This window comes from Streptomyces sp. NPDC018045 (assembly GCF_044327445.1).
Taxonomy (GTDB): domain Bacteria; phylum Actinomycetota; class Actinomycetes; order Streptomycetales; family Streptomycetaceae; genus Streptomyces.
On record NZ_JBIRFL010000009.1, the window covers coordinates 282,262 to 295,312 of the forward strand.

At 69.2% G+C, this 13,051-nt stretch carries 9 protein-coding genes and 4 pseudogenes; 7 read left to right on the top strand and 6 right to left on the bottom strand.

All coding sequences use genetic code 11. From position 1 onward, the window contains the following. Window position 1: 1 nt before the first annotated feature. The gene (locus ACH4EB_RS22580; protein ID WP_398349344.1) at window positions 2–1,570 is read right to left on the bottom strand and encodes a B12-binding domain-containing radical SAM protein; all 1,569 of its coding nucleotides are present in this window, start codon (window positions 1,568–1,570) and stop codon (window positions 2–4) included. An 856-nt stretch (window positions 1,571–2,426) separates the two neighbouring features. Between ACH4EB_RS22580 and ureA the strand changes: the two are divergent. The 5 genes and pseudogenes from ureA to ACH4EB_RS22605 all read left to right on the top strand — a co-directional run. Continuing rightward, a pseudogene (ureA, locus tag ACH4EB_RS22585) lies at window positions 2,427–3,104 on the top strand (urease subunit gamma); the annotation flags it as partial. Window positions 3,105–3,194: 90 nt separating this feature from the next. Further along, window positions 3,195–5,249: an urease subunit alpha gene (gene ureC / locus ACH4EB_RS22590; RefSeq protein ID WP_398349391.1), complete on the top strand. Its 2,055-nt coding sequence runs from the start codon at window positions 3,195–3,197 to the stop codon at window positions 5,247–5,249. Window positions 5,250–5,349: 100 nt separating this feature from the next. Beyond that, a complete protein-coding gene (locus tag ACH4EB_RS22595) occupies window positions 5,350–6,024 on the top strand; it encodes an urease accessory protein UreF (protein WP_398349345.1) in 675 nt (224 codons plus the stop codon). A gap of 52 nt (window positions 6,025–6,076) precedes the next feature. Then, on the top strand, window positions 6,077–6,772 hold the full coding sequence (gene ureG / locus ACH4EB_RS22600) for an urease accessory protein UreG (RefSeq protein WP_398349346.1): 696 nt from the start codon (window positions 6,077–6,079) through the stop codon (window positions 6,770–6,772). Continuing rightward, on the top strand, window positions 6,769–7,575 hold the full coding sequence (locus tag ACH4EB_RS22605; protein WP_398349347.1) for an urease accessory protein UreD: 807 nt from the start codon (window positions 6,769–6,771) through the stop codon (window positions 7,573–7,575). Before ureG ends, ACH4EB_RS22605 begins: the two co-directional genes overlap by 4 nt. 500 nt (window positions 7,576–8,075) lie before the next feature. Here the strand turns inward: ACH4EB_RS22605 and ACH4EB_RS22610 are convergent. Both ACH4EB_RS22610 and ACH4EB_RS22615 read right to left on the bottom strand, forming a co-directional pair. Then, a pseudogene (locus ACH4EB_RS22610) lies at window positions 8,076–8,881 on the bottom strand (FAD-dependent oxidoreductase); the annotation flags it as partial. Beyond that, window positions 8,873–9,365, bottom strand: a pseudogene (locus ACH4EB_RS22615) (alcohol dehydrogenase catalytic domain-containing protein); the annotation flags it as partial. The pseudogenes ACH4EB_RS22615 and ACH4EB_RS22610, both read right to left, overlap by 9 nt. 77 nt (window positions 9,366–9,442) lie before the next feature. Between ACH4EB_RS22615 and ACH4EB_RS22620 the strand changes: the two are divergent. Next, window positions 9,443–9,538, top strand: a pseudogene (locus ACH4EB_RS22620) (TetR/AcrR family transcriptional regulator); the annotation flags it as partial. Window positions 9,539–9,545: 7 nt separating this feature from the next. On the opposite strand, the gene ACH4EB_RS22625 reads toward ACH4EB_RS22620, so the two are convergent. Beyond that, on the bottom strand, window positions 9,546–9,968 hold the full coding sequence (locus ACH4EB_RS22625; protein WP_398349348.1) for a hypothetical protein: 423 nt from the start codon (window positions 9,966–9,968) through the stop codon (window positions 9,546–9,548). Between the two features lie 84 nt (window positions 9,969–10,052). On the opposite strand from ACH4EB_RS22625, the gene sigJ reads away from it, so the two are divergent. Next, window positions 10,053–10,973 carry an RNA polymerase sigma factor SigJ gene (gene sigJ / locus ACH4EB_RS22630; RefSeq protein ID WP_398349349.1) on the top strand — a complete coding sequence of 307 codons (921 nt, stop codon included), beginning with the start codon at window positions 10,053–10,055 and terminating at the stop codon, window positions 10,971–10,973. Between the two features lie 383 nt (window positions 10,974–11,356). Here sigJ and ACH4EB_RS22635 read toward each other — a convergent pair whose 3' ends face one another. Further along, window positions 11,357–11,599 carry a WhiB family transcriptional regulator gene (locus ACH4EB_RS22635; protein WP_398349350.1) on the bottom strand — a complete coding sequence of 81 codons (243 nt, stop codon included), beginning with the start codon at window positions 11,597–11,599 and terminating at the stop codon, window positions 11,357–11,359. 217 nt (window positions 11,600–11,816) lie between these two features. After that, window positions 11,817–12,818 carry an SMP-30/gluconolactonase/LRE family protein gene (locus ACH4EB_RS22640; protein ID WP_398349351.1) on the bottom strand — a complete coding sequence of 334 codons (1,002 nt, stop codon included), beginning with the start codon at window positions 12,816–12,818 and terminating at the stop codon, window positions 11,817–11,819. Window positions 12,819–13,051: the final 233 nt, after the last annotated feature.

Here is a 13,051-nt window from a genome sequence, read left to right on the forward strand (position 1 = left end):
CTCACACCTCCGTCGGCGCGGCGCCCGCGTATATGCCGTCGTAGAGGCGGTGCATTTCGCGGTCGTTCAAGGAGTTGGTCATTTCCAGTCGCTTTTCGTAGATGTCGTAGTACGAGAAGTGTGGGGTGTTGATCGCCGACAGGAAGATCCCGATGACTTCCGGGTGCTGGTCGATGTCGAAGGCGAGCAGGTCGCGCAGGGTGACGTAGTCGCGCGCGCCGGGCAACAGCGACAGGTTGAACACGTTGAAGTACGGGTGGTACTCGCTTCCCCCCAGCTCCCCCAGTTCGTCCTTGATGCGCAGGCAGTAGTCGTTGAACTGGTCGATGGCCGCCGCGTCCTGCTCCGGGTAGCCGATGAACAAGTCGTACGTCTGGTGCCCCACCCCGTAATCGGTGAGCATCGTGGCCAGGATGTCGACCTGATCGTCGAATCCGAGAAGCTTGGGGAAGCGGCTCTTGACGATGTTCATGTTGTCCAGCGGAATCTGCACGCGGTAGCAGCCGACCCAGCCGTCGGCCGACTTCTCGTTCCCGAGCAGCGCCTGGGCCAGTTCGTGGTCGAACCGTCCGCCCTGCTTGAACTTCCCGAACTCGATGCCGTTGGCGAACTCCCAGGAGAAACCGTAGTCCCGGATCATGCGGAAGATGTCCAGCAGCTCCTCGCGGCCCGAGTCGTACAGGGACCGCCCCGTTCCGTTCTGCTGGATCCGGGAGAGCGGGTTGTCCTCCTGCCAGACGATGGTCCGGATGCCGTTCGCCCGGAAGTGCTTCAGGTGCTTCTCCACCGACTCCGGTGACATGAAGCGGTACCGGCCCCGGGACGGCGCGGTGCAGAACGAGCAGCGCCAGGCGCACCCCCGCGAGGTCTCCCAGCAGATGTAGTTGGTCCGCACACCGTCCGGTGGCGGCCCCTCGGCCGTATCGGTGAACCGTGAGAGATCCCCGACGAGATCCAGTGCCATCGGCTTCAGGGAATTCATGTCGAGGATGTGCGACATATCCGTCTTACGGGTGGCGCGGCTCGTGGTCGTGATGTTGGGGATCTCGCTGAAGTCCCGGTTGCCACCCCACTCCTGGACCACTCGCGAGAAGACCCATTCGCCCTCGCCCTGGACGACGAGATCGACCCCGCGCTCCAGGTAGTAGTACGGCCGGGCCGTCGGGTCCACGCCGCCGGCGACGACGAACGCGTCCGGGCTGACCCTCTTGATGAACGTCGCCAGGTCCGCCGTGATCTGCGCGCTGTTGGTGAAGTTGCACGTGAGCCCGTGGATGTCCGCTTCTCTGATCTTCTCCACGAAAGCCTCGAAAGGCGTCCCGAAGCGGAAGCAGTCCATCTGGTGCGGGCCGTACGGGATCGTCTTGTAGTAGGTACGCGCGCGGCCGAGTTGCATGTCGACGATCTCGATGTCGCAGTCGAAACCCATCTCTTCCGAGAACATGCGCAGCCCCGCCGCGAGCGTGGGCAGCGCACTCTTCGGGTTGAGCGGCCGCTCCGTGTTGATGGGCTCGTCGTAGCCCCTGAATATCTGTGACGGGAACGGGGCGTAATACAGGTTGACCTTCACTCGGATTTCCCCTCGGTAGCCCCTGGGGTACCCCGCTCTTCTTCTTGACCGCAGCCGGAAGGGGCGGATGAGCATGCGAGCCGGGTTGGCATCCAAGTCTGGACCCGCCCTGATGAGCCGTCAAGCAAATCCGTCCCGCACGGACATCAACTCCGGTGATATATAAGGTGGTTCACTGCACTCCTGCACCAACACCCCCCTTCGCCTCGCCTCGCGCGGGCGCACGGGGGCGGCGGCGCCGTCGACGCTTCTTCGCGCGGCCCGGACCGGGCAGGGCCGAGTTCGGCCTCGACCCGCAACCGGCCCGACCGGCCCCGGCCCTGACGCGAAGCCCCGGAGGGGCCCCAGGGGGCCGCCGCCCCTCAGGCTGCCCGGCGTTTCCGCCGCGCGACGGAGGGGCGCGGCGATGTGCGGGAGACGCTGCTGCCCAAGCGGCCGGTGCCGCCCGCCTGCACCTCCGCCCCCTGGCGAGGAACACGTTCGCGGATGCTTCGGCGAGTTCGGCGGTGGCCCAGTCGGTGAGCCTGTCGGCGCCTTCCCCTCCACCTGGTGATGCCCGCCCATGTCTGAGCTGCGCCCCAGGGCAGTTCCGCATCGTGCTCTGCTGATGACGTCACGCATGTGCGCTCGGCCGTCACCCGTACGAGGGGAGTGGGCCGGTACGCCGTTTTGAGTGGTGTCGGCATGCCCAAGGTCCTCGTGTGAGGACCGGACCGGTGGCCGCGGAGACGGTACTGCGCCGATGACGTGTGAGGCGGAACCGTGAAGTTCTCCGCCCGGGCTGTTGAGGGTGCAAGGTCCCAGCTCACGGGCTTCAGGGCAATGGCTCTGGGGATGGCGAGCACTGGGTGGAACCATGCATCTGACTTCACATGAACAAGAGCGTCTGATGATTCGTGCGGTGGCGGGCCTCGCCAGGGAGCGCATGGCCGGGGCGTCGCCTCGGCCGCTCAACTATCCCGAGGTGGTGGCACTGCTGAGCGCGCATGTCCTCGAAGGGGCGAGGGAGGGCAAGACCGTCGCTGATCTGATGAAGTCCGGGAGGGAGGAGGTGCTGAAGGGCGTGAAGGTCATGTCGGGTGTCCCCGAGATGGTCGAGTACGTGCAGGTGGAAGCGACCTTTCCCGACGGCACGAAACTCGTCACCATCCGCGACCCCGTCTTCGACCCGCGCCCGCAGTACCGGGTTGGGCCGGCCGTCCATCCGGGTGAGGTGCGGTACTCCGAGAAGGTCGGCGATGAGACGGTGGTCCACAACAAGCAGCTCGTGGACGACAACAAGGTCGAGTACGTCACCGTCGTCAACATCGATGAGAAGAAGCGTCCGGTCCAGGTCGGTTCGCACTACCACTTCTTCGAGGTCAACGACGGTCTGGAGTTCCAGGATGCCGAGGGGGCCACGGTGTCACGTGACGTCGCTCTGGGCATGCGTCTCAACGTCCCGGCCGGCAGCTCCGTCCGCTTCGACTGGAACGATCCCCAAGAGGTGGAGCTCGTACCCATTCTGGGTAACCGCGAAGTCCACGGCCTGCGCGAGAAGACCAAGGACACGCCGATCCCGCGGCTTCCTTCCGTTTCGACGGGGGGTCGGCGAACGACGCCTGAACGTACGGTCTTCGCCCCCCTGCCGCGCAAGGAGTACGCGGAGCGGTTCGGCCCGACGGTCCGTGACCGAATCCGCCTCGCCGACACCGATCTGTGGATCCGGATCGAGGAGGACTGGTGCGGCGGTCCCGACCACAGCGGCAACGAGATGATCTTCGGCGGGGGAAAGGTGATCCGTGAGTCGATGGGACAGTCCATCACGCCACGCGACCCGTGCCAGGACACGGCAGCCCGCCCAACGCACGAGGCATGCAGGCCGTCCACCGCCCCGGGTGATTCCCCCGTCGACCCGGACAACCCCCCGACCGGTGACGCGACTCATCCTCCCGACACGGTGATCACCGGTGCCGTCATCCTGGACCACTGGGGCGTCGTCAAGGCCGACGTGGCCATCCGCGACGGCTACATCACCGCGCTCGGCAAGGCGTACAACCCCGAGACGATGAACGAAATCCACGACGGGGCCGTTTCCGTCGACGGTCGTCCCACCCCTACGGATTTCGTCATCGGGCCGGAGACGGAGGTCATCTCGGGCAACGGCAAGATCCTCACCGCCGGCGGGATCGACACGCACGTCCACTTCACCTGCCCCGACCAGATCGGCGAGGCGCTGGCGTCGGGTGTCACCACGCTCATCGGCGGCGGTACGGGGCCGGCGGACGGCAGTACCTCCACCACCGTCACGCCCGGCACCTGGCACCTGGAGCGGATGTTCGAGGCGCTGGACGCCTTCCCGGTCAATATCGGGCTGCTCGGCAAGGGCTCCACCATGTCCAAGGATTCCATGCATCACCAGTTGAACGCCGGCATCATCGGCTTCAAGATCCACGAGGACTGGGGGGCCACCCCTGCCGCTCTCAAGGCGTGTCTGGAGGTCTGTGCGGATGACGTCGACGTCCAGATCGCCCTGCACGCCGACTCAATGAACGAAGCGGGGTTCTTCGAGAGCACCCAGCTCACCATCCAGGGCCATTCCATCCACGTCTTCCATGTCGAGGGCGCGGGCGGCGGCCATGCCCCCGACATGATCAAAATGGTGTCCGAAGAGAAGGTGCTGCCCGCCTCCACCAACCCCACCCGGCCGCTGACCGTCAACACGGTCAAGGAACACCTCGACATGCTGATGATCGCCCATCATCTGAATCAGCAGGTCGATGAGGACCGGGCCTTCGCGGAGTCGCGGATCAGGCCCTCCACGATGGCCGCCGAGGACATCCTGCACGACATGGGCGCCATCTCGATCATGTCGTCGGACTCCCACGCCATGGGCCGTATCGGCGAGATGGTCACGCGCACCTGGCAGACCGCGCACGTCATGAAGAAGCACCGGGGCATCCTGGAGAAGGACAGGGAGGGCCTGCCGGCGGACGCCACGGCCACCCAGATCGCTGACGCCGGGCTCGCCGACAATCACCGGGTCCGGCGGTACGTCGCGAAGTACACGATCAATCCGGCGCTCGCCCACGGCATCGATGACTACGTCGGGTCCGTGAAGACCGGCAAGCTGGCGGACCTGGTGCTGTGGGAGCCGAAGTTCTTCGGGGTCAGGCCGCACCGGGTGATCAAGGGCGGGCAGATCGCGTACGCGCAGCTAGGCGACGCCAACGCCTCCATCACCACCCCACAGCCGGTCCTGCCCCGCGCCGTGTGGGGTTCCACGGGCCTGGCACCCGGCGCCACCTCGTACAACTTCGTCAGCCGGCGGGCCATCACCACCAAGCTGCACGAGCGGCTCACACTGGGCAAGAAATTCGCGCCCATCAAGAGCACACGCGGCGTCCACAAGAACCAGATGGAGGAGAACGACCTCAGGCCCACGGTCGAGGTCGGCTCGGAAACGTTCTATGTGACCGTCGGCGGCGCAACGGAGGACGACGTGTACGCCCGAGTCGAAAACCACCAGGATGCCGATTATCCGGTCGATCTGGACAAGGAACTCACTGCGAACGATCCGCGCTTCCCGAAAGAACCGAACTATCCGGGTGACCCGCACTTTCCCTACGACAGGCAGCCGGTCTATGCGATCGATCCGCCACGGCTACTGCCCATGGCGCAGCGGTACTTCCTCTTCTGAGGGCCGCCGGCATCCTGCGGGAGAGCACTGGCGAGGCACAGCAGAGACGCGGGGGACAGTGTGCCGTGAAGGGGAGTGAGGAAAGGGTGAGGTGCGGACGGTGAACCGTGCCGCGTTGTTGGTGCTGGCCGACGGCCGTTTTCCCGCCGGAGGGCACGCGCACTCCGGCGGGGCCGAGGCGGCCGTGTCCGCGGGCCGTATCCATGATGCCCGCTCGCTTCGGGACTTCTGCCTCGGGCGGCTGCACACCGCCGGCCTGGTCGCGGCGGCGCTGGCCGCCGCGGCCGCCTCAGGCCACGATCCACTGGTCCTGGAGGAGGCTGCTGACGCGCGGACACCGGTGCCGGCCCTGCGGGAGACGGCCCGCAGGCTGGGGCGGCAGATGATGCGGGCCGCCCGCGCGACGTGGCCCTCGGCCGAGCTGGACGCACTGGCCGCGGCCCGACCGCGGGGGGTGCACCAGCCGCTGGTACTGGGCCTCGCGGCGCGCTCGGCCGAACTGGCACCGCTGGATGCCGCGTATGCGGCCGCCTACGAAACCGTCAGCGGGCCGGCCACCGCGACGGTGCGGCTGCTGAGCCTTGACCCCTTCGACGCCACGGCGGTCCTGGCCCGCCTCGCCGGCGACCTCGACCAGGTGGCCGGAGAAGCCGCCACCGCCGCCGGGCGCCTTCCGGAGGAGGGGATCAGCGCACTGCCGGCCGCCGGCGCGCCGCTGCTGGACATCACCGCGCAGCAGCACGCCACATGGCTGGTACGCCTGTTCGCCTCCTGATCGCCACGGCACCCACGACCACCACGTAGCACCGCGAACCACCGGAGCCTTCATGCACCTCGACCACGCAGAGACATTCCCCCAGCGCCACAGCCACAGTGCCGGACGTCGGCTCGCGGACGGCACCCGTCGTGCCCTGCGCATCGGCCTGGGCGGGCCGGTCGGCTCGGGCAAGACCGCCACCGTCGCCGCCCTGTGCCGGGCGTTGCGCGACGAGCTGTCCATCGCGGTGGTCACCAACGACATCTACACTCGCGAGGACGCCGCCTTCCTGCTCCGCGAGGCGGTCCTGCCGCCTGAGCGGATCGCCGCGGTGGAGACCGGCGCCTGCCCGCACACCGCCATCCGCGACGACATCTCCGCCAACCTCGAAGCCGTCGAGGACCTCCAGGACACCATCGGCTCCGGCCTCGACCTGGTGCTGGTGGAGTCCGGTGGCGACAACCTCACCGCCACCTTCTCCAAGGGGCTGGTCGACCACCAGATCTTCATCATCGATGTGGCCGGCGGCGACGACATCCCCCGCAAGGGCGGCCCCGGCGTCACCACCGCCGACCTCCTCGTCATCAACAAGACCGACCTCGCCCCCTACGTCGGTTCCGATATGGAGAGCATGGCCCGCGACGCCGAGGCCCAGCGCGGCTCGCTGCCCGTCGCCTTCACCAGCCTCAAGGCCGAGGGCGGCGTGCAACCGGTCGCCGACTGGGTCCGCGCGCGCGTCACCGACTGGGCCGTGGTTCCCGTATGACCCTCACCACCGGGCACACCCCCTCCGCCTCCCAGCAGGCCGCCGCGGGCGTGCACGCCACCGCCCGCATCGTGGCCGCCGCCCAGGGCGACACCACCGTCCTGTCCGTTCTCGACGGCGAAGGACCCTTCGACGTGCGGGGTCTGCGCCCGCACGGCCACCAGGCGCGGGTGTGCATCATCGGCGCCATGATCGCCCCACTCGGCGGTGACCGGCTGCGGATCGAAGCCACCGCCCAGCGCGGCGCCGCCCTGCACATCACCACCGCCGCCGCGACCCTCGCCCTGCGCGGCCCGACCACCGAACACGCCACTTACGACGCACACCTGACCGTAGAAGAGCACGCCCGACTGCACTGGCTGCCCAAGGCGCTGATCTGCACGGCCGGCAGCAACCTGCGCCAAAGCTGGACCATCGACCTCGCCTCCACCGCACGGCTCGTCCTGCGCGAGGAGCAGATCCTCGGACGCGCCGGCGAGCCCCCGGGCCAACTGATCACCCGGCTCACCGTCCGACGTGGCGGGCACACCTTGCTGGACCAACAGGCCCAATACGGGCCGGACACACCCGGCTGGAACAGCCCAGCCGTCCTCGCCGACCACCGCGCCACCGGGCAGATCCTCATCGTCGACCCCGCCTTCGAGGACAACCCTCCCGCCACCCGCCTGCTCGGCGACGCCCCGGAAAGCGGCCAAGGCGTACTGGCACCACTTGCCGGCCCAGCCGCACTGGCTACCGCCGTCGCCCCGGACAGTCTGCGCCTGCGCCGCCTCCTCGACAGCGCGCACCCCATCGCACACTGAAAACCGCTCAACAGCGCGCCGCCCCTTGCGCGGCCCAGCTCCGTCCGTATCGCTACCGGCAACCACAGTCCGAAGCCATCGCGCAGACAGACCCGGATTTGCGTGTGCCCGTGCCCATCAAGCACCGGCTTCGCGCGACGACTCGCGGATCCTGGATTTCCTGTTCCCGCGCGGAGGGCAGCCAGGTGATTACCGTGACGCCACGCGAATTGGCGGGCGCGGGCCCTGCGGAAGGGCCGCGTATCCACCGCTTCCGCGGGTGGGGACGGTACGGGCGAGCTCCTGTCCGGCCGTGGTGGTCAACATGCTGCGGCACCCCGGCCCGCGGCCCGGAGAACGCGTGCTGGAAATCGGCGCCGGCACTTCGTGAAGCTGCTATCACGGCGAGAGCCCAGGCCCTGGCTCGAGTACGGGCGGCCCCGCTTCCCTGACTGGGAGGTCACTGTCCAGCCCGATGGCGGCCAGATCAGATCCTGAGGCGTGGGGTCGTGTGCGACTACGGTGGCGGCCGTTGCGCTGCGGGGGAAGAGCGCTTGCTCGTATTCGGTCAGGGCGGTCTCCATGTCGTCGGGGTGTGCGGCGAGGGCCTGGCCGAGTTCGGCGCCGTCCTGCATGGCCAGGTTGGTGCCTTCGCCATCCGGGGCCGAGAGGTGAGCCGCGTCGCCGAGCAGGGTCACTCCCGGTACCCGGTTCCAGCGGCGCCCGATCGGCAAGGCGTGGAGGGGGCGAAGGACCGGCGCGGTTGAGCTCCGGTGCCCAGCCCGTGAATTCCTCCGCGCTCCGCTCGGCGGTTGCGGCGGCATCGGTGAAGTCGATGGTGGTGAACCAGTCCAGGAGTCCGGCCAGTGTGAGATGGGCGTGGAGGGTCTGCCCTTCTCCCGGTGAGCCACGAGCCACTTCCCGTTCTCGTCCGGGTCGAGCGCGCAGAGTGTTCCGCCGCCGACTGCTTTCGCGGTGGCCGGGTGCCGGGTGCCGGCGTCGTACAGACAGGTTTCGACGAAGGAGCGGCTGAGGTATTCGGGTGTGGCGTCGGAGAGCAGCGGTCGGACTCGTGACCAAGCACCGTCCGCGCCGACCAGCAGGCTCGTGACGGTGCTGGTGCCGCCCGCGAAGGCCACCTCGTAGCTGCCCTCGGCAAGGGGACGTCCTTGAGGGCGTGTTGGCCGTGGTGTTCGTGGATGTCGAGCATCCCGCCCGGCAAACGCGCCGTGGCGCAGGGATTCGCCTCGTAGACCGCGACCGGGATGCCGTTAGAGTGCAGGACGCGAACCAGTACGAGGCCGCCGAGCCCTGCGCCGATGATGATGCCGCGCTCACAGGCGATTCGCAGCACCGCCGAACCGAGGCCCCCGGACGCGCCGCTGACCAGCAGCGTCTGCCCGGGCCGCACGCCCGTCCCGACGATGACGCGCAGCGCGGTCTCCACTACGGAGGGATAGCCGGCCGCCTCGTCGAACGTCAGGCCTTCGGACATCCGGGCCCAGGCCCCGAGGACGGTGAACTCGGCGTAGGTGCTCGTCTCTTCGCCGGACGCGTGGTCGCCGATCTCGGTCCCTTCGACCCCCTCGCCGATCTCGTCCACCCCCCGCCGCGTCCAGGCCGACCCCGGAGGGCAGTTCGATCTGACGGGCCCCTGGGACCTGGCCCTCGCGGAGCCACCAGTCGACGGGGCTCACGCCCGCCGCGGGTACGGCGATGCGTATCTGACCGGGGCCCGGATGGGGCTCCTCGGCATCGATGAGGTGAAGGACCTCGGCACCGCTTAATTCGGCGAAGCGCACTTTCTTCATGCCGTCGGCCATAACGCCAGCCGTTAGGCATTCAAAGCGGTTATGAAGCTGTACCTGTTAGTGCCAGGGCGTGACCCGTGCCGACCGGACGCCGTGCACGCAGGAAAGCCGCGACCCGCCAGAAGGTCCGCGACACCACCCCGCGGCTCTTCTTGGAACGCGGGTACGACGCGGCCCCCTCTACCTCCGGTGCCCCGTGACGGACAGAGGCGAACTGCCCCACGCACCTGAGCAGCGGGCCAGCGCCCACACACTCAGGCCGAACATCAAGACGCCCAGGGGCAGATGAACCGGAGAAAGGCGCGCGATGCCGAGTACGACCTGGACCGAGGCGAGCGCGAGGAGGCCCGACGCGTGCCAGACGGGTCGGAGCGAGCCGCCGCCCGGCTTCCACGCCAGCACCGCCGCGAGCACGTACAGCATCGATGCCCCGTACATCACGCGGGCTCCAACACTGTGCAGCGCCTGTCCGTACGACGAGGTCAGCAGGAGCCCGGCGGAGACCGCCTGGAGGAAAATGGTCAGGGTTTGCAGGGAGATCGCGAGCCGCAGGAACGAGGAGCCGCGCCGTGCGTTCACCGTCGCCGTAACCTGGGTGGTCATGTCACCGTCCTGGTGGGTCGATAAGGTCTCACCAGCCCGACGACACGGGTCTGCGAAAGGTAAGGCGAGGGGGCGGCCGACGGGATGGGTACGGTCGGGACCGGCGCGGACGGCATAGCCGGTGAGCGAAGTCAACTGATCAACGTGGCCTATCGGTTGCTCGGCTCGGTGACCGAGGCAGAGGACGCCGTACAGGATGCCTACGCACGCTGGTACGGGCTGCCGCGAAGCCGACAGGAGGAGATTCTGTCCCCAGGTGCCTGGCTGACGACGGTGACCAGCCGTATCTGCCTTGACCTGCTCGGCTCGGCGCGGGCTCGCCGTGAACGCTACGTCGGCGCGTGGCTGCCCGAGCCGTTGCCCGACCGCGCCGAGTGGGAGCACGCGGGTGGCACCGGACCCAGCGGCCGTGCAGACCCCGCCGACCAGATCGTCCTGGACGAGTCGGTGGCCATGGCCTTCCTCGTCGTCCTGGAGTCGATGACGCCCGCCGAGCGGGTGGCGTTCGTCCTGCACGACGTCTTCCGGTACCCGTTCGCCGAGATCGCCGCCGTCCTCGGCCGGGCCCCCGCGGCCTGCAAGCAACTGGCGTCCTCCGCCCGGCGGCGGCTGAGCGACGCGCCCACTCCGGCGTCGGCGGCCGGCCGGGCGGACGTGGTGAGGCAGGTCAAAGAGGCCTGGGAGACCAAGGACATCGCCGCCCTCGTCGGTCTCCTCGACCCGGCCGCCGTGATGACCGCCGACGGCGGCGGCATGGTCGGCACCGTACTCCGCCCGGTAGCGGGCGGCACGCGCATCGCCCGGTACATGGTCGCCATGGCCGACAAGGCCCCAGGGATCGAACTCCTGGAACGGTCGGTCAACGGCACGCCGGGCCTGGTTGCCCGGCGTCCCGGCCTCGTCATGACCGTGGCGTCGTTCGACATCCCCGACGGACGCGTCACCCGGATCTGGGCGGTCCGCAACCCGGAGAAGCTGCGGCCCTGGGGAGGAGAGGGCCAGTAGGACTCCGTCAGGTCTTTCTGTGCTCGTCGGCCGGGCCTGGGGAAAGAGCCGCCCCACTTCCACAGCACTGCGTCCGTCCTCTACGGCAAGGTGTCACAACTGTCCGGCTGCACAGAAGATCGTTGGCTGAAGAAGCGTCACGCTGCCGTGGGGCGACCCTTGTCCGCCGGACATGCCGGTGGCCGCGAAGCACCGGAGGCCGAGGGCGTTCACCCTTTTGGTGACCGGGCGTAGGCGCGGTGCGATCGACCGCACGAGCTTCATTCATCGACGCGGTCTTCGCATGGGCCGGCCCGGGTGGTACCGGCCCCGGCCCGAGGAAGATCCGCACGCTCTCGGCCGGTGCGCATGGTCCCAGAGGAGTTCCACAGGGCTGTCGCCCTTCAGGCGGCCCGGCGTTTTCGCAGGCCAGTCAGCTTGCGGCGCTCCTCCTCGTCGGTACCACCCCAGACGCCGTAGTTCTGGCCGGTCTGGAGGGCCCACTCCAGGCAGTCGTCGGCCACCGGGCAGTGGCGGCACACCGTCTTGGCGTCCGCCTGCTGCTGGGCGGCGGGGCCCGTCACTCCTACGGGGAAGAAGAGTTCCGGGTCCTCGTCCAGGCACGCTGCTTTCTCCCACCACTCCATGTCTGCCTTCCCTCGCCGAGATCGCCAGGAGGTTGTGTCCGGTCGTCGCAGGTTCCGCGGAGTCGCGTACCGGGGCGGTGTCCGCCGCGCGGTGACGGCACGTCGGTCGGCCCGGCGCCGGGGGCGGCGGGCTGTTCGGGACCGGCTGTTGTGGCCCCCTGTTGTCTGAGACTGCACGTGGGGAACCTGGAGGCTCGGGTTCCCGGGTGCGCGGGATTCAATCCCGAGGAGGGGAGGGCAGTTCGCAGACGGCCAGTGCGCGTTCGTGGAGGCTGCCCAGGACCAGGTGGCCGCCGTGTTCGCAGACGCTGGTCACCATGCGGTAGTCGGGGCTGCGGCGCCGCAGGTCGTGGACGACGCGGCCCGAGGAGTCGATTCCCATGACGCCCGCGAGGGGCCCGGGCCGCGGGCGGACGCGCCGGGCCACGCTCCACGCGGCGTGGCGCAGCGCCGGTTTCGTACGGTGCAGGCGGTCCAGGCTCGCGGAGCGCGGTCCGGCCAGGGCCACCCAGAACAGACCGCCGGGCCCGCGCGACATGTTGTCGGGGTAGCCCGGCAGGTCGTCGGCGAGGACGTCCTGCTGTCCCGTCCGCGGCCCCGTCAGCCACAGTCTGGTCAGCCGGCGGGAGCCCGTCTCCGCCACGGTGACGAACGACTCGTCCGGCGCCAGGGCGACGCCGTTGGCGAACTGGAGGCCGTCCAGAACGACTTCGGGCGTACCGCCGGGGCGCAGCCGGACCAGGTGCCCCGTACCGGTGTGCTCCAGGATGTCGCCGAGCCAGTCCTCCAAGGGGTAGCGGCGGCTGGAGACGCTGAAGTAGACCGTGCCGTCGGCGGCTGCCACGGCGTTGCTGCAGAAGCGCAGCGGAGCGCCGTCGACCGTGTCGGCGAGGGTCCGCACCGTGCCGTCGGACGGCTCGACGCGCAGCAGTCCCCGGCGCGCGTCGCACACCAGGACGCCGCCGTCGGCCAGCGGTTCCAGGCCCAGGGGCCGTCCGCCGGTCCGGGCGATGACCTCGGCGCGCGGAGTGCCGGCCGACCCCTCTTCCGGGCCCTCCGGGAAGGGGGCGAGCCGCAGTATCCTGCCGTCCTCCACCCCGGTGAGCACCCGCCCGGCCGAGTCCACCACCACGTCCTCCGGTCCCCTCCCGTCGAGCGGTACCGGCCGCAGCGGCGGCAGGGGCGTCGTCATCCGGCTGGTCTCGTATGTGTTGGCCATGCCCCCCTGACTACCCGACGCCGAGGAGTCGTACCAGGGTCCGGCGGGCCCCGGCCGGACGCCACCACGCGGAGGCCGGGCCGTCGTGTGCCGGGCGCCCTCGGGCAGCGGCACGGCGGCGCGGTACGCGCGCCGTCATCCTCGGCACCCCCGGCGTCGACCACTGACTCGTCAGTGTTGCTTTCGCCGCAAGTCATTGCAACACCGCATTGCATTCGGGCCCAGTGTCATTG

Coding starts and splice junctions, on each gene's coding strand:
- ureG (WP_398349346.1), top strand. CDS start 6,077: ATGCACCTCGACCACGCAGAGACATTCCCCCAGCGCCACAGCCACAGT.
- ACH4EB_RS22605 (WP_398349347.1), top strand. CDS start 6,769: ATGACCCTCACCACCGGGCACACCCCCTCCGCCTCCCAGCAGGCCGCC.
- ACH4EB_RS22625 (WP_398349348.1), bottom strand. CDS start 9,968: ATGACCACCCAGGTTACGGCGACGGTGAACGCACGGCGCGGCTCCTCG.
- sigJ (WP_398349349.1), top strand. CDS start 10,053: ATGGGTACGGTCGGGACCGGCGCGGACGGCATAGCCGGTGAGCGAAGT.
- ACH4EB_RS22635 (WP_398349350.1), bottom strand. CDS start 11,599: ATGGAGTGGTGGGAGAAAGCAGCGTGCCTGGACGAGGACCCGGAACTC.
- ACH4EB_RS22640 (WP_398349351.1), bottom strand. CDS start 12,818: ATGGCCAACACATACGAGACCAGCCGGATGACGACGCCCCTGCCGCCG.